Source organism: Kurthia huakuii LAM0618 (genome assembly GCF_000505545.1).
In the GTDB taxonomy this organism is placed as follows: Bacteria; Bacillota; Bacilli; order Bacillales_A; family Planococcaceae; genus Kurthia; species Kurthia huakuii.
This window is the reverse complement of sequence record NZ_AYTB01000018.1, coordinates 50,515-72,609: the sequence shown is the minus strand read 5'-3', so window position 1 is coordinate 72,609 and position 22,095 is coordinate 50,515. Positions and strand designations below refer to the sequence as shown.

Sequence of the window (22,095 nt, the reverse complement as noted above, 5' to 3'; positions counted from 1 at the left end):
ATTATACATTATTCAACGCCTGGACGTACGAAAATAGGGAAGGAATTCGACGAACGTTTTGTTAAATAGCAACAAGGGAGTCCTGTTTCAGTTTTTTTGAAATTATAATTGCTAGATAGGTTCTATTTATCGTCATTTATAGGTATTAAGGATTTAAAATTCTTTTAATTTGAGTAATAAGTGCTAAAATAAATAGGAGGAGTGACAACTATGAATGGACACTATTTAGCACAGGGAATCACAGCCGCAACGGGGGACGAATTGCGGTTAATTTATGCACTTGTATGTGAAACGGAATTAAAGAGTTTAATAATGGCCAAGACACAAGATGTATTTAATAAAGAGGTGGATCACTTTGAAAAGAGCTTAAATGAGGCGATTAAAAGATTAAAAAAACGTTCGGATACGGAGCTGCAGCTGGAATTGTTTTTACATATTCAAAAACAACTGAAATTACCTGGGAGTTATTACAATACGAAAAAAGACTTTGAAACGGCGTGTGAGCGCATTGTCGTCGAAACACATCAACACCAATTAAAAAAAGATAAAGAATATCGAGAGTTTGTGCACGGTCAACCTCAACAGGAGTTAGAAGCGAGGCAGCTTGTGACCTTTCAAATGCAAAAGATTTTTGAGTCATTTGATGCGACGATACAAGATTTAGATGATGGGGAAAATGAACAATTTATTGACCAAGTCGAGCATTATTTACAATCACTTCCACTAGATAAGCAAAAAGAAATTAAGGAAAAATTAAATATTAATGACCTGACGAGTCGTACAATCCGCGATCTTATGCTGACACAAGGTTCTGCGGCCATGCTTGCAATTATTGTTGAGGTGATGGGTTTTGCGGCTTTCACGACGTTAACAAGTACCATTGCCGCCATTACAGGTTTTTTTGGCATTACACTGTCATTTAGTTCGTACATATTTTTAACATCTGCGTTTTCTATATTAACAGGGCCTATCGGGTTAATCGCAATCGCTGCAGGGGGCGGTGTGATGCTTAAAAAGCAAAATGATAAAGTAAGTAAAATGTTTGTGCCTGTCGGTGTTGTACAACTGCTGCTACCGATTATGATGGGAGAGCCTGAAGGTAGACATTATGAAGCTTTCATCGAAGCTTGGATGGTGCCATATGAAAAACAAAAAGCGATTCAACGCGAAATTCATAAATTGAAAGATAGCTCTAAAGAATATGAGCATCAATTGTCAACGTATCGTGAATTAAAAAATAAAGCATTTTTAGAAGAAATTAAGCAAGAGCAAGATAGAGAACAACAAATCGCACAAATAGCAAAATTTTTAGAAGATATTCCTGAAAACGAAAAATCTGCACGCTATCTTGAATTATCGTCAGGTATGAAAACTATTTTATTGGATAAAGCTAAGCTAGAAAAAAAGATTGCATTAAATGATGCAAATAAAGGCATGTTTAATGCGGTTAAAAATTTAGTCGCTAATACAAGCCTTAGAAGTAAAATTAGTGACTGCGACAAGTTATATGAACGCGTAGCGAAACAACGGGTTGATGAAGCAATTGAGATGAAGCCGCCTTGTTTAAAAAAATATTGGGAAGCCATCGCAGTAATAAACGCACAAATAAAATCTTGTAAGCAACAGCAGCAAGAGTGCAGTAAGAAAATATCGGAAGCTGAAAAGGCGTTAGTTAAATTAAAGGAGCATATTTCAGCACAAGAAAAGGATTTAAAAGTGCACCAAAAACGGTGGTACGGTTTAAAAGATGTAAAGTGAGGCAGAGCGAATGATTACGAACGAGACATTTTGGCACTATTGGCGTGACGGAAACTTTAAAGCCGCGCTAGAGTGTTCAATCGAAAAGAAAGAAAAAAAACGCGGCAATTTATCATTTTTTCGCAGAATACCCCTCCCTCAAGGAACGTAGTGAGGAGGGAGGGGTATTCTGCGAACCCAATGATTCTGCCAGTGCTAATTTGTTGAAAAGAACATCTGTTCCCGTTATACTATTCGAAAAAAGGAGGCGTCTGTCATGCCACATAAAGCGTATAAATTCCGTATCTACCCAAATAAAAACCAGCAAGCGTTCATACATCAAACACATGGGCATTGTCGTTTTGTCTATAACCATTTTCTTGAGTTGTGGAATACTTCTTATGAAGAAGGAAAAGGGTTGAATCGTTCCATTATGTCCAAAATGCTCACAAAGCTGAAAAAACAAGATGAAACGGCATGGCTACGCAACGTAGATAGTGTGGCATTACAAGCCTCTTATGAAAATTTAATAGACGCTTTTAAACGTTTTTTTAAAAAGCAAAATAAATATCCACGCTTCAAAAGTAAAAAGAATCCAGTTCAAAGTTATACAACGAAGAATACGAATAACAATATTGCGATTGTCGGTAATCAAATGAAGCTACCAAAATTAGGACTTGTAAAGTTTGTAAAATCGCGTGAAATTGAAGGGCGTATTTTAAAGGCGACAATCAAATATAATGCGAGTGGTAAGTTTTACGTGTCTGTCCTATGTGAAGTACCAGACTTTAAGCCATTGCCTAAAACAAATGAAACTGTAGGAATTGATTTAGGTATCACCGATTTTGCGGTTCTGTCCGATGGACGTAAAGTGGATAACCAACGCTTTACAGCCAAAATGGAACAGAAGTTAAAACGTGAGCAGCGCAAGTTATCACGTCGCTACGAACAAGCGAAAAAAGAATGTCGTGACTTGCGTGAATGTATGAACTATCAAAAACAACGTCGTAAAGTAGCTTGTTTGCGTGAGCGTGTTGCTTTTCAACGTGAAGATTTTTTAAACAAGCTATCAACGGAATTGATTCGTCAATATGACGTCATTTGCTTAGAGGACTTAAATACCAAAGGTATGATGAAAAATCATAAGTTGGCAAAAGCGATAGCGGATGTGTCATGGTCTGAATTTGTGACCAAGCTAAAATATAAGGCGAAATGGCTCGATAGAAAAATTGTCGAAATCGACAGATTCTATCCATCGAGCCAAATTTGTCATACTTGCAGTCATCGAGATGGCAAGAAACCATTAGATATTCGTGTATGGACTTGTTCATCTTGTGGTACGACACTAGACCGAGATATTAATGCAAGTAAGAATATCTTAATCGAAGGGTTAAGACTTTTAAAGCAACAACCGTAGGAACTACGGGGATAGCCTACTAAAAAAGTGAAGCCGCTGTTTCGAGTAAATAGAAACAAGCAAGCACTGTTCGTAGGAATCGCCCACTTCAAGCACGTTCGAAGAACGGCTAAGTGGGGGTAGTTCAAATGATTATTGCATGATCAACCCGACAGCTGTTAAAGGCATTGATTTTGCGCGCAGTGAGGATTTATCGAATTTACTCGCGTTATCCAATTTTGCGAGTACGATCGATACAGCCAATTTGACTGGAAATATGGCACAGCTGCAAGGCTATGTAGCGGAGCGGATGATTGCCCAGCAGCTAACGGCAGCCGGGCATGATGTCGAATTTCCAGAGACATCAAATCAAGTGGGGTGGGATATGCTTGTTGATGGCGAGCGCTTCCAAGTGAAATGTGGCGCTTCAAACGCGATTGTCGAGCAACATTTCGCAAAATATCCCGATATTCCGGTCTATGTAAACCAAGAATTGGCGAATATGTATGAGAATAATCCACTGGTTTATAGCACGGCGGTAACGCGTGAAGAAGTGATTAAAACGACGCAACAGACACTTGTTCATGCGGACAATTTAACGGATTTTGAAATTCCGTGGATTACATTTGGCGTGAGTTCGTTGACGAATGCCAAACGCATGTATAAAGACGGCATTAAATTGCGTACAGCAACGAGAAATGTCGCATTTGACACCGCAAGTCGCGCCACGACAGCGGCAATTGGTAAAGTTGCGTTAGGTTTAGTCGGGAATGTGGTGCTCCCTGGTGCAGGGGGCATCGTGTTTCCAATCGTCGGTACGTATATTGGCATGAAGCAAGGCGGCAAATTATCGCTGAATATGAAAAAAATGTTCGCAAAAAAAGAACAAGCTGCTTTTTCATTAGCTTTACAGCACTTAATTGAAAAAATGCAGCGCGTACTACAATATAAGGAACAAACAAAGATGCATAAATATGACGCCTTACAAGAGCAGTTTTCAGAAAAAGTAAATGACGCCTTTTCAACTTACCATAAGGAAGATATGACATCATTACATAACGTAAAAAATCAGCTTGAATTAATCGAGCCAATGATTTCAAAAGATCCATTTCAGGCATTTGAACGCTTAATGACCGTACTAGGAACAGCAGGTATCCATGAACATGCATTAGCAGATGAATTAATAAGCGTGGAACAGACACTGGTTGCGTATAGTCGGAAATTGTAGTGGGAATGTATAACTTTGTATAAATAACGACAAGAATTTTAGCGTAATCATATTGTAGATGATATGAAAGTCTAGTTTTTTTCCATCTCATAAAAGTAGAACAATTTACTTTTGCGAGATGGATTTTTGTTTTTAGTAAAATTTGTTTAAAAAATGAAACTTATTAAGTACAAAAGCGTATGAAAATAGGGGGAGGGATTAGGATGAAAGAAGAAAAGAAAAAGAGTAACGTTGGTTGCTGTGACTTTATTCTCCTAAGAATGGGTCTTCTTTTTTTATGGATTTTTTTCATTTACACAAAATATTTTACGCTCTCAAATTTTAAATTCAAATGACCTATATAATTTATAGTAATTTCTAATGTAATTCTATTTTCTGCAAATTATGACATGATTTTATGATAAAATTTACTTAGCAGATATTGAATATTTTAAAGTGGAGGAAAAAGTATATGGAGAATATGATGAATCCATTTGTTCAATTTATGGGCAACTATGATTTAACAACAGCGGATTACACAAAAATTTATGATGAATATACAAGTAAAGTTCAATTTGAAATTGAATCCGAAATAAATAAAACGATTTTAAATACAATGAAATCTAGCCCTACTTCTATCATCATTACTGGGAACGCAGGAGATGGTAAAACACGTATATGTCGAAATGTCTATACAGCGCTTACGGAAAAAGAATTAGAACAGTGGGATGAAAGTGGCATAGAAGACATTGTTTATAATGGGAAAAAAATAAGAATAATAAAAGACTTATCTGAATTACAGGATAGTGTGATTAATAAGGAATTGAATCATTTAAAAAATGCGATGCAAACAGAAGATGTCTTTTATTTAATAGCTGCAAATGAAGGTAAATTAACACATGCTTTACTGCAAGATTCAAAACTGGCACAATTATTTAAAATTATCGTCATGCAGTTAACTGATCCAGCTGGAGAAAAAAATGAAAAACTTCATGTTTATAATTTGCTACATAGCTCAAGTTCCATTTACGCGCAAAACATTATTAAAGAATGGAATGAAGAAGATAATTGGATGATTTGCAATAATTGCAAGCAACAAAGAAATTGTATTATTTATCACAATCATGAAAAATTGAAGCAAAAAGAAGTGAGAATGTTATTAAATCGTATTTATCGCTCATTAGATACTACTCAAGTACATATGACAATTCGTGAGTTGTTAATTCAACTCACCTATTTGCACTTGGGAGGATTAAGTTGCACAGATATTCATAGTGCTAAAAATAAAGAATTGCAAGAGCAAGCTCGTAAAGTTTATTACGAAAATTTATTTGGACATTCTGCTCCAGATACTTTGTTCGAAGATATCCCAGCATTTTCAGAAATTCAAAAATATGATCCAGGTTTACTTTCCAATTCTAAAGTAGATGACTTTATTTTGAATGGTGATTTGTCTGGAGACGCATCTAGTGAACAGCATAAAGAACTTTTTGGTAAAACGATTGATACAGAATATGGATTTTTCCAACAAGATTTATCAAACTATCGCTCACTTTCTAACCAAGAAAATGCAGGGCAGCATCTCGCTAAATATTGGTTACCTCGATTACGAAGAAAATATTATTTTGAGATTAATACAACAAAAAGTGGTATGAAATCTAAAAAGATTGTGAATGCCAATGAACACAGCATGATAGCTTATAAGCACCGCGTAAATTTCTTGCATATTTTAAAAGAAAATAGAGTTGATTTACGCTTCCAAAAAGATTTAATCCGAGGGTTGAATTACTATTTTTCTAAGCAACTAGTATCTTCTCCAGAAAATAGTCTATATGTTGTTTCAGATAAATTATTTGTACACCGTATTGTGTCAGCATCGGATATGCGCTGGGGTGTGGAAACCGCAAATAAAGAGATTGATTATAAAGCGAGCCATATTTATTTAAGTATTGATCATGTGTTTTTAAAAATCAATCTAATCCTATTTGAATATTTGATGCGATTAGCTAATGGTGGATTACCTCATATACTAAATGATGATGTTGAAATTTTACTAAGCAATTTTAAAAATAATTTAATTATTAATAAGAAAAATGATTCAACAATGTTACAAATTTTGAAATTTAATGCAAAGAAAGATGCTTATGAATTACGCGAGATAGAAGTTTCTAAAAAAGCAACAGATGAATTAAACAATGACGCCGAAGATGAATGGGATGAGGATGACTTTGACTAGAGAAGGTGAAAATATGGATGGGAAAACAAAAAAAGGTGTATTTTCTTCGTCAGTTTCTGAACACATTTGGGGACATCGTTTTCAAAGTGGGCAACGTGGTGTAGAGTATGTGCTTGAATTTTTAAATGTAGTCGCAGGAACGGGATATAAATTTGATGAAGAATATTATCAAAGAAAAAAAATGGTTAATTTCCGACAGTTTGTGTTTGAAGGCCAAAAAGACGGAGCATCTAAAAAAGATGTTAGTAACTTCGTGGAATTTTCTGAAGCAAATAAAGAAAAATTGAAAAATGAATTAAATATGACTAAAACAGATTTGGAAGATGTTCAAACTTTTTTCCGTAATTTAAAAATTGAGCATTTATCAGCTGAAGGTAAACAAGCTAATCGTTCGTGGTTTGCCGAAACTTTATTCCCTTTAAATGAAGCGTTGCTATTTTTTGAAGTGCGACGTAAAAACTCAACAATTGATTATGAACGAAACTTCTTTGCTCGCGGAGGAGAATTGTATTATTTAATGTTAACGTATGGAACAAAAAATAATTTAGAATTACGCCAATCAATTGAACATAACTTGCAAACGTTAATGAATGGCAATAAAAATATTCAATCAATTGTGGAAAATATTTGTGAATGTTTAGAAGAAAAAGCAAGTTTTGAAAAAAATGATGAATATCGAAAAGGTAGTGCAATTCTTCAAAAAACAGAAGACTTCCTAAAAAAATATCCTGAATTAAAAAGTCGAGAAGAGCCGACATTGCCATTAAAAGAAAAAACTATGTATGCAATGATGGCAGAAGATTTAAATGCATTGTTGTCAGCTAATATTGATATTCATGAAATTATGAATATGTTAACATCATTAGTTTGTTTCCACATTTATTTGTATATGCTTGATCAAGCAGCATTAAAAGTTCCGGAGAGTGATACAACTATTTTTGTGGATTGTTTAGATGGACAAAATAGTCATATCAAGTTACTCGCTCAAAACTCATTTAAAGATAGTGAAAGACTTGTAAAAGAGTGTTTTGACCGTTATACAGATGAGTTGATTGAAGAAGTATTACCCCAAAAAAAAGCTGCTTCAAATATTAAATTTTGGAGAAGTTTAGGTGAAATTGGTAAACAAGCTAATGAAGTTGATCGTTATACAAAATTTTATGAAGATCTGAATTTTAGTAAATTACAAAAAGCAAATAAACAAAAATTATTAGATGCATTGTTAGCGAAAACAACTGATCAGGCTTATCGATTGATCAAGCAAACAATGAGGTCCATTTCTAGTAATGAACAGGCAAAAACACAATTATCCATTTTAAGAGTTTTATCCCGCGATGGAGGATTTATGATGGCTAGTCGAGGTGTGCCATCTCGTTATATTTTTAGTGATGAATTATTGAGTGCTTTAGTATTTGCAGTGTTACGAGGTAAAGAACAAATGCCGTTCCAAGAATTTAAATCAGCTTTATATGACCGTTATAATATTGTTATTGGTGAATATGAAGCACAAGTTTCAGGAATCTATGAACGAGAAAAAATTAATTTACGCTCATTTAAACAAAATGAAACACAGCTTCGTACAAAGTTACGCAAAAATGGATTATTAGAAGAATATTCAGATGCCACAGCATTAATTAAAAATCCGTATCAAATGTTACAAGGGGGCAACCAATATGCAAAAGCTATCTACGATTAATCGTAATAAAATCGTGGGTGAATGGGTATTTGAATACATTCGCTATTTTGCTCAAAGAAAAATGGTGCCGGGGCAAAAAGTACTGTTGAAAATTGAACATATGTCTGCAGAATATATAAAATCAATTGTTGAAACAATTGATTTTAATAAGCAACAGATGCCAGGCAATTTAGAAGTTATTTTAAAAACGATTCAAGCAGTAGATGATTTTGAGGCATTACAAACAAAAGAAAATGAAACGATTGTTTGGTTACGGAATAATATTGCACCTAATCAAATTGTTATTTTAGTCTTGAACGAAGAACGTCCAGAAGGACAAAGTTTAAAAGATGCTGTTGCTGTTGATGAAACTGCCCTATTATCAGTGGACGGTTTTCGAGTTTTAGAGCAACTACTGCATCGCTTAAATTACTTAGACATATCTCAAGTTGAGTCCTTAACACGCTTTATAGAATGCTACCAAAGTGTAACTGATATGCAGTTGTCCACATTAGTCGATTTTATTGTAGAAGTAATACAAGCAAGTGATTCAGATATTAATGTGCGAATTGCGAATGCTTACCCTGCATTAGGTATGTTTAAAGAATTAGAAGTAAATATGAATAATAAAGCAAGTTTTATTACTAAATTACGCAAAAATCATAACTTAAGTTCTTTAAGAAAATCAATGTCACAATTACTTGATATTGATCGTCTAATTGTTAGTGCAGAAAAATTCTTAAAAACTGAACGAGAAAATCAGTATATGAGTAATATTTGGAACGTTTATAAGAAAAATGATGAAGCTATGTTTAAACAAGATGTAGAAGATTTTCTATATAGAAAAAATAAAAATCTTCTTCAAATACAATATGCTGATGTGGAAAAAATATTTAATTTTAAAGAATCACATAAATTAAAAGATAAATTATTGTTGTTCCAAGAGTCTGTGCAAGAAGAATATGATCTTCGAATCCAACAGGCCGCTACAACTGTAGAAAAAGAAGATTTAAGTCAACAAAAGTTGATGGATAATATTGATATTATCAATGGGATTGAAGCAGTAGAAGAGGCTAAAGATTTAGAAGCCATTCGAAAGTTTAGAGAGAAATTTGAAGATCAATTAAATGTTAAGGATTTAACGAAAAAAATTCAACGAGTAGAAAATAAACTTGAAAATCCTTCGATTTATAAAGATTTTATTCAAGCTGTTTTAACAGAAAGTCTGACTCTTCTTCAAGAAATTGAAAACGAAGATTTTAAAGGTGAATTAACGTTTGAATTAAAAATCGTAAATGTACACAATTTTAATGAGGAATTCGTAGATATGCTGAATTTCCATTTGAATTTACTAAATACATTTATCGATCGATTAAATGTACAGCTTTTAACAATGGATCATGAATCTGATGAAGTTCCTGAAAAATTATTGTTTGAACTCAGTTTACATGTGAAGGCAGCTGAAGTAGATATAGTTGAAAAAACGCGCTTTACTTTAGATTGTTTACTATTAAATAGAGACTATACATCATTTTACGAGTTTGCTAAAGCAATTCAAAATCAGGAACACTTAGGGTACAGAGAAGTAATTGATAATATGTCGAATCTGTATCAATTTGAACCAACTTTAGATAAGTTAGAAAAAAATATTCGAATTAATGGAAATGGCGAAGCATTACAACATATTCAATATTTTAGAGATTTCCAAGAAAATTATGAAAAAATTGTATACAAGTTATTAAATGCTGAATATGAAAAAACTTTATTTGAAGAAGTCGAACAATTAGTTAAAAACTTTTTGAAGCATAGCTACGAAGATATTAAAATTGTAAGAGATATTTATGGTTTATTGAATCAAATAGCATCTGTTCAGTTTTTAGATAATCCCAATGTGATTTCTAGTTATAAATTGAGCGTTTTAAATCCAATACGATTATTAGGATATATGTCGAGATTTATTCGTTTAAATGAGGTTTTTGCAGAACATCTAAGCACGCAGTTTTATCGTAATCGGATTTTGGAAGTTACAGACTTAAAAAAATATCGAGAATATTTATTAGCAAAATTAGGAGATGTACCGCCTGCATATATTACGAATAGCAATACTCAAGGATGGTATTTCTTAGACTCAGATAACTTAGGAGAAGGTACATACCGTTTAGATGATGCTAATGTAAATGCGAGTGATAAAGCAGATATTTTTGCTAATGAAGTTCAAAGAGTAACGAATGAATATTTAAAAGTTTATCCCTTTGCAAAAGATAGCTTAAATGTATTGTTTATGTATGTGTCAAATGAACAATACATCATTCAATCTATCGATAAGATTTTTAAAAATACGGATGTTGAAAAACTAAATATTTCTGTTTATAGCAAAGGTCAAGCTTCAACTTTATATAGACATCTAAATCAATGGATTCAAACGCGTGAAGAGTATTTAATTCCGCTAAAACATTTAGGTGGATTACCAAAGGTTGAAATTAACATTATTCCTTATGATGCTGATGGAAATATGCTTCAACGCATTCAAGCTAGTTTAAGTGATTATGATTTAGCGTTTTTTGTTAACTTTTTAAATCACTCAGCACATTCTACTATGCAATTAACTTACATTGAAACAGAAATTACACCATGCGAATTCTCTGATCCACAATGGGCTATTTTTGAAGAAATTGGTTATATTAATTCGCAAGGTGGTTCACGACATATTAATTATGTTTCAGATAATTTACCAGAAGTGTTGGCTGATTTCTATGAATTACAATATATGAATAATCGTGCAACTAAGCGAGAAAAAACAAATCATATACAACTGTTAAAATCTGAAATTACACCAGCGGATAATGAACAAAATCGTCTGTATGACGAAATGCATAATCTATTTAACTGGGTAGTAGCATATGATAAATATATTGATCCTTTATTTGCTCAACAAATTACAAAACAAGCAGAAATTATTAAGTATTCAATTGTTCAAAAATCTACTCAAAATATTAAACTATTAATTTCTTCTTCTGAAAGTGTCAATCGCTTATTGAAAGAAACGGATAATTACTATTATCATGATCGTTTAGCCAATCGCTTAATGTCACTACTAGGTATTAAATATTTGTCAGATGAAATTAAAGAGGATATTGTTCAAAAAACAAAAAAATTATCAGGTGCCTCTGTTTTAAAATCGTTAGGTCCAGGTAAATTTACAAATGAATTACTATCAATTTATTTAACAGTATCACGAGAACAACAGCAACAAGATGAGGATGAAAGTATCCATGTGTGGTTTTCTTGTGATGAATTAGCTTGGTTCCGAACAAAATCCAAACGTCCAGATTTGTTGCACTTAATTATTCATCCAAATGTAGAAGAGAAGGTATTTACGATTACATTTAGAGTCATCGAATTGAAATTAGTTAATCGAGATTCTTATAATGCAGAAAGTGAAGATGCGCAAATTCAATTAAATGCGGGTGTAGAAACCTTAAAGAAAACATTCGATTGGGAAGCAGATCAATTAGATATAGTTCAAGGTCTTGAATCTTTCTTTGAACATCTTATGCAAAATAGAGCATATACGCCAGATGAATTACAATACATGAAAAATCTTCGTATTGGTTCTGATTGGGAAATTGCAGATTTTATTTTTGAAAAACAAGCCGATGTGTATATGTATTCACATGACAATGCTTTCCCAGATAAAATGCAGGTAGATGTAGGCTACTACAAAGATGATTATAATGGATTAACACTTAATACATTTACAAGAAGTTATATTTTAAATGCGTTAAAAGTGAATCAAGGAGAAGCAGTGAATGAAGTTGAAAATGAAATTTTATTAGATTTTAATGCCCATTTCAAACAGGCTGCTTCTGAATTTGGTATTGAATTAGAAGTCGAAGAGATCGAAGAGAAAGAAATTGAACAACCTACTTATTTAAAAGAAACAGAAAAAATTGTGGTAGTTGAAGAGCAAGAAGATGAAAAATTAGCAGCTAATAATGAAGAAGTGAAAATTGAGACAGATAAGCAAAATATTATTACTGTGAAAGAAGCTTTGTATCCTGAAGAAATTGCTTTATCGGATGCTCCACATCAATCAGAGCCATTAAGTGAACGTATGAAGAAAGCAGAATTAGTTTCTGAAAACTATAAACGTTTACTAGAGCAATCATTTAGAGAAAATAATGTACAGTTGCGCATTTTCAGTGAAATCATAGGAGCCAATGTTATTCGAATGCAAGGAACGATTCCACGTACTGAAAAAGCCTCCTCTATTACATCTAAAACGAAAGAAATGGGCTTGTGGTTAAAGGTTCCAACGCAGCCAATTGTTTCAGTTGCTGAAAATATCATTATTGATATTTCACGCGTTGATCCAGACACTATTTATTTTAATGAATTTATGCAATTATTGAGAGAACAACTTTCTCCAGAAGAAATTAAAGAGAAAGCTGTTGTCCCAATTGGGTTAAATCCACTTAATGAAGTGATGTATATGGACTTAAATGATTCAATTGCCCATTTATTAGTAGCTGGTACAACAGGTAGTGGTAAAAGTGTAAGTTTAAATTCCATCGTTTTATCAATGATGTGTTTATATTCACCACAAGAACTTCGTTTCGTATTTGTCGATCCTAAGCAAGTTGAGTTTAGTATATATCAAAATGCACGCCATACAGATAAAGTCATCACAGGTTTAGAAGAAACAGCAGATTATTTAGAGTCGCTAGCAATTGATATGGATTATCGTTATACATTGTTTAGTAAATCTTTTGCCAAAAACATTACAAGCTATAATGAACAATGTATAGAAGATGGCAGAGCTGCTGAATGCTTATCTCGAAAAATTGTTGTATTTGACGAATTTGCTGATTTTATGTTACAAGATAAAGATGTCGCAGAACGTATTACGAGTGTTATTAAACGTCTAGGGCAAAAATCTCGCGCAGCAGGAATTCATTTAATTATTTGCACACAAACACCAAAAGCAGATGTTATTGATACAAGTATTCGAAATAATTTAAGTGGTCGGTTATGTTTACGCGTAGCTGATGCGAATGCTTCGAATGTAGTTCTTGATGAATCAGGGGCAGAATTATTGGCAGGTAAAGGTGATTACCTAATGAAAGGTAATAATAACAAAATAGAACGCGGTATGAGTCCGTTTTTAGATGATCGTACGCAGAGAACATTATTAAAGTACTTTAGTGAATAATTATGAAGCGATGGGTACTTTCCCATCGCTTTTCATATGCTAAGTATACCAGGAGGAATTAGCATGGCATTTGGGCAACACCAAACATTTTATTTAAGACAGCAATGGTTAACAAAGGGATTAATAGAGACTAGAAATGATTCACGTTTCTTCTATAATCCAGAGCATTTTGAGATTTTAGGTGTCGGGAAAAACATGGCCAAATCGATACGCTATTGGTTAACAGCTACTGAATTAGTAAAGGAAGAACGCTCTACACAAACAGAAATCGTGCTTTCTGATTTAGGGAAAATAGTTTTTGAAAAGGACCTTTATGTGAAGGATTCTTATACATTGGGACTATTACATTATTTATTGTGCACAGAAAAATCGATAGCTACTACATGGTATTGGTTTTTTAATGTTTTTAATGAACGCGCTTTTACAAAAGAAACATTAAATGAACAATTAAACAAATGGGTAGCAAATAATTTTGAAAAAAAAATATCGCCAAATTCTTTAAAAAAGGATATCGATTGTTTATTAGCTCTTTATACAGAAAAAGAGTATGTAAATCAAACACCAGAAGATATTATTAGAAGTCCATTTGAATCTTTAGGTTTAGTAAAAAAGACAACAGGTGCTGAAACCATTTATATGAAAAAAGCAATTCAATCTGAACGATTGACAGCAATTTTATATAGTTCATTAGTTAAGTATTTTGAAAGACATGATGTAAAAGAAATTAGTTTAAATGATTTAGTAAATGGAGAAGAACTTTGGGGTAAGGTATTTACTCTAAATAGAGATCAAATTATTGAACAATTGGACATGATTAAAAAGAAATATCCTGTTACTTTCACACGTACAAACCATTTAGATATCATTCGTATAGAAAATATAACATGGATTGAAGAAATTGGAAAAATTTACGAAACAGAGGTATTAGGCTAATGAGCTTTCAACCAAGTATTAATATTATGTATGACATAGGTAAGCCAGGTATCTTTGAACAATATGTACCAAACATTAAGCAACTTGAAATTATGGATACTGTGTTAAGTAATCTTGTTTCGACTGAACAACATTCTAATATTATTGTAGGGCCTTATGGTGCTGGTAAGTCACTAGTGGCAACGATGATTACTTCTTTGTTAACACAACGCACAAATAAAAAAGAATTTAAACAGTTTTTTAAAGATGTACAAACTGTAGCTCCGTCTATTGAAGAAAGCATTAAAGATACCATTTTGCAAAAAGAATTTCGTTGGATCCCTATTACTATCACTGGTAAAAGTGGAGATTTTGAAACTATCATTTTAGAAAATATTGAAAAACAATGCAAAGCCCATGATATTTCTATTATTTTGAAACATGATGCTAATTATATTTTAGAGCTGATATCAACGTGGAAAAAAACATTTACGGAAGCTTATGATCGCCTAGAAGTATGTTTGAAAGATAAAGAACTTACTATCCAAATTTTAATTGAACAATTAAAAGGTAGTGAAGATAACGCTGTTGAGCTATTTAAAGAAATTTATCCGCTTATTGTATTTGGTACACCATACTACAATCCTAAAAAATTAGCTTTTGTAGAACAAATTGAATATATTTTTGCTCAATTAAATAAGAAAAAAATTGGCTTATTTATTGTATTTGATGAATTTGGTCGCTTTCTACAAACGGTGTCTAATCAAACAATATATGATACGATGCAGCAAATTCAAAATTTAGCGGAATTTGCAAACCGTCAATCTAACATGGGTTTAGTATTAATTACACATACTGGTTTACAACAATATTCTGCAGCTAATAAAAATTTATCAAAAGAAGAATTAGAACGTGTAGAGAAACGCTTTTTAGAACATCGTTTAGAGAGTGATTCTGCCATTTTTTATCGCTCTGCACACAAACTAATTAATAAAAAGGACGATACTAAAAGTTTATTCCTCTCAAAAGATTATGAAGATATTAGCTATTTTATTATGAAGTATAATTTATTTGCTGGAATGACAAAAGAAGAAATTGAAGGTGCAATTATATTAGGATGCCAACCAATTCATCCTTTAACGATTCAGCTGTTACCTGCAATATCAAATCAACTTGGACAAAATGATCGCACACTATATATGTTTTTAAATCAATTTGATGCTGCTAGTGTAGAAAATGATTGGTATTACGCAGATCAATTATTTGATTATTTTTATCCTGATGAAGCGATGCTGTTAACATTAGAATCTATGAAGTATTATCGTCTAGCACTTAAATATAAGCTTTCAAATAATGCAGTGAGACTTGTGAAAATTACTACATTATTGAATTTGGTCAATACAATTTTCCCTGTAAATAAAGAGTTTATAGGATTTGCAATGGGTCTATCAAAAGAAGAGACTCATCTTGCTTTTACAGAACTAGAACAGGCAAAACTTCTTCGTATGAATCCATTTACAAAATCATATGAATTATATGAAGGAACTTTATTATCAGTTGAAAATTTAATAGAAGAAGTAGCAGCTACATTTACAATATCAGATAAACAGCGTTGTGAAGCTTTAGAAATAATTCATGATGTACCTTATTATATTCCACTTCGTTATAACACAACGAAAAGTATGACACGTTTTATTTCATCACATTTTACATTTGAATTACCGACACATATTTTAGAAGAACGTAATAATGATGGAGATTTGTATTATGTAATAGCACAATCAGAACAAGAAAAATTGCAATTAATGGATCAAGTCGAAAATCATAAAAATAATAATATTTTATTTGGTTTAATTAATCTAGATATAATGCAAATGTTTAAAGAAGTGGACCATTATTTATTACTTCAACGCATTTTAACAACGCCAGAATTATTAAACCAAGATTATAATTTAAAACAAGAATTAGAAATGCGCATCGAGACAACTAAATATACTATTAAACAGTTTATGATGCCTATCAAAGACTTAACTGAAGAAGCGGTTACTTTTTATCTAGAAGGCGAAAAGCTTGAGCATATGACTAAATCGCAATTTGAAACATTATTAGATCAATGGATGTTTACACGTTACCCATATACACCGGAAATACGCAATGAAAGTTTTAATAAATCAACTGTAATGGGTGTTCAGAAGAAATCAGCTATCCAAATTTTAAATCAGATCTTAAATCCAAGTTTCCATGGAGAATTTAATATTGATGGAAATGGACCAGATTATTTAATTTATGCAACTACGTTTAAAAATTCTAACTTTAATTTTAATGATTTAGACAATCAAGAAAATAAAGATTTTTCTAAATTAAGACAAGCATTGTTAGAAGTCCTAGAAGAGAAAAATCGTAATTCTATTTCAAAATTATTTAATGTAGCATTAAATAAACCTTTTGGTGTAAGAGCGCCGTTAGTTCCATTATTAGTTATATCTCTATTAAAAGATAAATGGCATCAAATGGCTTTTTATGCAAAGGATTTTAGCATTCCAGAAATGAATGCTGAAATGTTGTATGAAATTTTTGAACATGATGCTGCATTTTATGAATATGAAATTTATAATTTAGATCAAGAGGTTGTAGATGTTTTACAAAAATTAAATACAGTTTATTGTGATGGACGCAGTGTGGCGCATCCACATGTATTGTTTAAAGACTTAAATAAATGGTTGTTAAATTTACCACGTTTTACGCAAATAACTAATAAACAAATAAATGAATTAGATGTGTTCAAACAAATCATTCGTTCTAGTGAATCAGATCCTATCTTAGCAAGCAAAAGAATGTTAGAACTTCAATACTCTACTGAGAAACTAAAAGAAATTAAAGAGACTTTAGAGGTATTTATTGAAGAGTTTAAATCTCATATTATCCAAAGAACTTTAGAGATATTTGAAGTGAAAACAAAAAATGAAATTAAAGAAAAATATATTGAGTTAATTAAAAAATCTCCTCAATTATTAGAAGTAACAAAAATATTAGAGGAAGATGATTTTATTGACGAATTGATTTTAAAAATTGTTGGTGTACGTTTAGAAGAGTGGTCTGATATAACATATGATTCCTATTTTTCTACGTTAGAACAATTATTAATTGCAAATGACACAGATATAATTCAACTTGTAGAAGGCAATCAAGTAGTAGATACTATTAAAGAGATGGAACTGTCTGTAAAAGGAAAAACGATTTATAAACAGTTAGAACGTATTGTAACTGCTGGTGGTCGTACAATGAATCCAGATGAAGTAAAATATATTTTATATAAAATATTACAAGAAATGAAATAGATTATAAAAAAGGAATCGCGATTGCGACTCCTTTTTTTTATGAGTATGAACAAATGCAAGGGACCGTGTCATCTTTTTCATTTAAGAATTTTTCAACACCATCTCGTTCTAATTGTTCACGATATGTTTTTAGTGGGAATGGGCCACCATTTCTTTTTAGAATGGAAACATCTTTATTGAATTTTGCACGGAATCTTTCTTCCATTTCTTCTTGTTCTTTAAATTGTTCTGGCCACACTTTATAAAGTAGCGCGTAGTGGCCAAGTCCACCACGTACGCAACGACCTGCACAGTTAGCATGAGAGAAACCTAAATCATACATGCGTGGCAATTTAATTTTCCATTCATTTTGAATGACTTCTTTTGTATCAATATCACCAGTGAAAGTTTCAATCATAGGAAATCGTGTTGCGATAGGTTCAATTGGATTGTGCTCATAAAATGCTTGTAGATTAACTGCTCGATGCTGTTCATGTGGTCCAATGCCAAAGTAAAGAATAGGTTCTAAATTATGTTCATCTCGCAATTCTTCTAAATAAATTAATGTTTGACGAACCTTTAATTCCTCTGAACATTTGGCCATACGAGAGTTTCCTAAGAAATGTGTGTCGAAAAATACTTCTTCAGGTGTACGGCCGTCAATTCGATACGTAATATCAAGGCCGATGTATTCCGCTACCTCTTCCATAAAACGGTAATTATCGACATCTTCCCAGAGAGTGTCTGTAAAAAATAAGGCGCAGTTTTCTTTGCCATATTTCTGAACAATATAATAAGCAACATAAGCAGAAGATGCTCCTCCGCTAAACATTGCTACATGAACAGGTTTTCTGGTTGTATTGAATTCTACTTCACTAGGGTGAAGGATACCGAGAGCACATGACTCTGAAGATTTTTTGGTTTTTGCTTTATTTACGTTCATGTTAACGCCACCTTCAATTTTAATTCACTTATTAGTATAACGCTAGAATTTCTTAAGTTCTATATTTTTTGCTCAATGCTTTCTAAACTTTAGATAAATAGTTAATAAGAACCTTATAAAATGTAGGAAAAACCAATTTAAGTTATTATTATGTTAAGAGATTTAAAAGGAAGAGAGAGGATAAAAGTGGAAAGAAGCTTTTCGTGGTCAAAACCTAACAAGCCACAACTTATTGGCCGTAAATGTGTAGATTTATCGTTAATGGATAATGGAGAGACCGGGATACCAGTAGCTTTCCAAAAATATTTTGATGCAGCGAATTCTCAAAAGATAGCGCCTGGAAAAAAGAAAGAAGTTAAATTCCATTATTATGGTTTAACTTATTCAGCAGCGATTAAAAATATTGCACGAAAAGATAGCGCCAATAATTCATACAAAATAGTGAGTATATCACCAGAGTTAAGAGTAGTATTCCAACAAAAATTTGAAAGAAGTTATCGGTACTTAAAAAATGAATTTGCTATGAAAAGTACTCAGAAACTAAAAAAGATAATTGTTAAATTGCCGGAAGAATTAGAGCAATATTTACTTTTTTACGAAACAGGTAAACCATTTGAATACCGTATTGACTTTGAAAACTTTGTATTAAATGATGAAGAAATAAAACAAATTGAAGAAGAGGTTTATGCTCAAAGAATTGAAGGGAATCTTATAAGAGAAGGATTATCTAAACGATTTTTAACAAATCGATATGAACGCAATGCTCAAAATAGATTAAAAGCAATTCAAGAACATGGAATTTCCTGTATAGTATGTGGTTTTAACTTTGAAAAAGTCTATGGAGAATTAGGGAAAGATTTTATTGAAATTCATCACGCTGTCCCTATTAGCCAAACGGGAGAGATATTTATAGATCCTGTAAAAGATTTAGTTCCTTTATGTGCTAATTGTCATCGTATGATTCATAGAAAGCATGAAGAAACGTTGACAATTAAAGAATTAAAAGCAATTTATAATGAAAAGCTTTAAATAATTTAAAATATTTGTAAAAATATGAATTTTATATTAAAAATATATCAAATTTATGTAATAATGATACCAGATGCAACTTTTAATATGAGGAGGTGTGAAATGAGTTTTAAAAATTTGAATATTCAAAGTGAATATAGGTCATTTGAAGATAATATTGTAGATAGCTTTTATCTCCCCATTTTAAAAGAAAGTGTGCAATATGATAGAGCTGTCGGTTTTTTCTCGTCTACGGTTTTAATTGAAATGATGAAGGGCTTGAAAGGTCTTATAAGAAATGAAGGGAAAATGCGCTTAATTATTTCTCCCAAATTATCGGAAGAAGATATCGAAGCCATTCTAGCGGGGTATGAACAAAGGAGTAAGATTATTGAATTAAATTTCCTATCTTATTTATCGGAAGAACATAATGAAAAAACAAAACAACATTTAAACCTATTAGCAAAATTAATTGCATACGGCATTTTAGATATAAAGATAGCTATTATAGAGCAAACAAATAGTATAGGAATGTTTCATGAAAAAATGGGCATATTAAAAGATAAAGAAAAGAATATAATAGCCTTTACAGGTTCAATGAACGAAACAATTAATGGGCTCTCATATAACTATGAAAGTATCGATGTATTTAAATCTTGGACGTATGATAATGAGAGGGTGCAAAAAAAGGTAAATAGTTTCGATAAAATTTGGAATAACGAAGCGGTTAATATTCTTTCTATGGAATTTTCTGAGACCATTATTGAAAAAATTAATTCTTTCAAGGTTGATGATGGACCGATAGAAAAAGATTTAGATCTACTAAATCAAGAAGACACGCTTCCTAGTGAAATTCAGTCTATTGAAGGGCCTTTTAAACCTTCTCATATAAAATTAAGAGATTATCAAGAAGAAGCTATTGAAGCTTGGGAGTCAAATGACTTTAAAGGTATATTTGATATGGCGACAGGAACAGGAAAAACAATTACTGGTTTATCAGCAGCAACACATTTAGCAAAAATATTAAACGGTAAACTGGCTATTATTATTGTTTGTCCATATCAACATTTGGTGAATCAATGGGTAGAAGATATTCAACAATTTAATATGCGCCCGATTATTGCTCACTCAGCCTCTCGTCAAAAAAATTGGAAGAAAAGATTACAACAAAAAGTAGAGGCTTATAATTTAGGCATTCTCAATCATTTTTGTTTAGTAACTACAAATGCGACTTTTTCTACTGAAAATATTCAGAAAATTTTGAATTCTATTTCAAAAAACTTATTATTAATTGTTGATGAAGCACATAATTTTGGGGCAATTAATTTACGTGAAAAATTGTTACTAAATGCAACGTATAGACTAGCTTTATCTGCTACAATACATCGACATAATGATGAAATAGGAACGGAAAGTTTATTTGAATATTTTGGAACTATTTGTTTGGAATATACATTAGAAGAAGCTATTGAGAATGAAATGTTAACGCCATATTATTATTACCCAATCCCTGTTTTTCTTGAAAATAATGAATTAAATTTATTTAAAAAATTAACATCCCAAATTGCCAAAATGATTAGAAAAGATAAATTTGGCAGAGTGACATTTAGTGAATCAGCACAAATGCTACTGTTAAAAAGAGCAAAAATAATTGCAGGTGCCCAAAATAAATTAAATATATTAGAAAAGATTATGGCCGATTATCAAGATAAATCGCATATATTAGTGTATTGTGGAGCAGCCACGATTCAAGATCCAGGATATAGTGAAATTGAAGATGATGTAGATGAGGTTCGCCAAATTGAATTAGTCACAAGGTTATTAGGAAATAAGTTAAAGATGAAAGTTTCTAAATTTACTTCTGAAGAGAGTGCCCAAGAACGGCATTTGATAAAAAAGTCATTTGAAAATAATGAACCACTTCAAGCTTTAGTTGCTATTAAGTGCTTAGATGAAGGGGTAAATATCCCAAGCATTAAAACGGCTTTCATATTGGCTAGCAGTACTAATCCTAAAGAATATATTCAAAGGCGAGGAAGAGTATTAAGAAAGTTTAAAGGTAAAGAATACGCTGAAATTTATGATTTTATTACGCTTCCTATGTCATTTGAAAGATTAAATGAACTTTCAGATGAAGAGATTTTGCAATTGAAATCATTGCCAAAACGTGAGATTGAAAGAATGCAAGATTTTGCGCGAATAGCAGTAAATTCTTCAGTAGCAGATGGATTGATTGAAAATATTCGCAACAGCTATTTGTTGAACCGAAAGGAGATAAACGATGATGGAATACAAAATTGAAATTGATAATGAAAAACTTGAAAAAATGAAGATAAGAATTTTGAAATTAGAAAAACAAAATTTGAAAACGAAAGAGAAAAATGAAGCCACTATGATATCTGAAATTAAGACTATTATAGTAGAAGAATCCAAAAGAAATTATTAGAGGAGG

The 22,095-nt window shown here is 31.9% G+C and carries 12 protein-coding genes; 11 read left to right on the top strand and 1 reads right to left on the bottom strand.

Features of this window, described 5'->3' with window-relative positions; all coding sequences use genetic code 11:
* The first annotated feature begins 210 nt into the window (after window positions 1-210).
* From V514_RS0116625 to V514_RS0116585, 8 genes are all read left to right on the top strand, one after another.
* Entirely contained in the window at window positions 211-1,758 is a 1,548-nt protein-coding gene (locus tag V514_RS0116625; RefSeq protein WP_029500983.1) for a hypothetical protein, read from the top strand.
* A gap of 256 nt (window positions 1,759-2,014) precedes the next feature.
* A complete protein-coding gene (tnpB, locus tag V514_RS0116620) occupies window positions 2,015-3,154 on the top strand; it encodes an IS200/IS605 family element RNA-guided endonuclease TnpB (RefSeq protein WP_029500982.1) in 1,140 nt (379 codons plus the stop codon).
* 139 nt (window positions 3,155-3,293) lie between these two features.
* A complete protein-coding gene (locus tag V514_RS0116615) occupies window positions 3,294-4,361 on the top strand; it encodes a hypothetical protein (RefSeq protein ID WP_029500981.1) in 1,068 nt (355 codons plus the stop codon).
* A 451-nt stretch (window positions 4,362-4,812) separates the two neighbouring features.
* The gene (locus V514_RS0116605; protein ID WP_029500980.1) at window positions 4,813-6,576 is read left to right on the top strand and encodes a hypothetical protein; all 1,764 of its coding nucleotides are present in this window, start codon (window positions 4,813-4,815) and stop codon (window positions 6,574-6,576) included.
* A gap of 13 nt (window positions 6,577-6,589) precedes the next feature.
* Window positions 6,590-8,272, top strand: a complete 1,683-nt coding sequence (locus tag V514_RS0116600; protein ID WP_029500979.1) for a hypothetical protein — start codon at window positions 6,590-6,592, stop codon at window positions 8,270-8,272.
* Window positions 8,250-13,463, top strand: a complete 5,214-nt coding sequence (locus V514_RS0116595; RefSeq protein ID WP_029500978.1) for an FtsK/SpoIIIE domain-containing protein — start codon at window positions 8,250-8,252, stop codon at window positions 13,461-13,463. Before V514_RS0116600 ends, V514_RS0116595 begins: the two co-directional genes overlap by 23 nt.
* 63 nt (window positions 13,464-13,526) lie before the next feature.
* The gene (locus tag V514_RS0116590; RefSeq protein WP_029500977.1) at window positions 13,527-14,396 is read left to right on the top strand and encodes a DUF4007 family protein; all 870 of its coding nucleotides are present in this window, start codon (window positions 13,527-13,529) and stop codon (window positions 14,394-14,396) included.
* A complete protein-coding gene (locus V514_RS0116585; protein ID WP_029500976.1) occupies window positions 14,396-17,713 on the top strand; it encodes a hypothetical protein in 3,318 nt (1,105 codons plus the stop codon). Before V514_RS0116590 ends, V514_RS0116585 begins: the two co-directional genes overlap by 1 nt.
* Window positions 17,714-17,750: 37 nt before the next feature.
* On the opposite strand, the gene V514_RS0116580 is transcribed toward V514_RS0116585, so the two are convergent.
* Entirely contained in the window at window positions 17,751-18,635 is an 885-nt protein-coding gene (locus V514_RS0116580) for a phosphoadenosine phosphosulfate reductase domain-containing protein (RefSeq protein ID WP_029500975.1), read from the bottom strand.
* A gap of 150 nt (window positions 18,636-18,785) precedes the next feature.
* Here V514_RS0116580 and V514_RS19845 point away from each other — a divergent pair, with 150 nt between their 5' ends.
* From V514_RS19845 to V514_RS20450, 3 genes are all read left to right on the top strand, one after another.
* Window positions 18,786-19,664, top strand: coding sequence for an HNH endonuclease (locus tag V514_RS19845; RefSeq protein ID WP_081715086.1), 879 nt, complete (start codon window positions 18,786-18,788; stop codon window positions 19,662-19,664).
* Window positions 19,665-19,766: 102 nt separating this feature from the next.
* Window positions 19,767-21,944 carry a DEAD/DEAH box helicase family protein gene (locus V514_RS0116570; RefSeq protein ID WP_029500973.1) on the top strand — a complete coding sequence of 726 codons (2,178 nt, stop codon included), beginning with the start codon at window positions 19,767-19,769 and terminating at the stop codon, window positions 21,942-21,944.
* Window positions 21,925-22,089: a hypothetical protein gene (locus V514_RS20450; protein ID WP_161630212.1), complete on the top strand. Its 165-nt coding sequence runs from the start codon at window positions 21,925-21,927 to the stop codon at window positions 22,087-22,089. Before V514_RS0116570 ends, V514_RS20450 begins: the two co-directional genes overlap by 20 nt.
* Window positions 22,090-22,095: the final 6 nt, after the last annotated feature.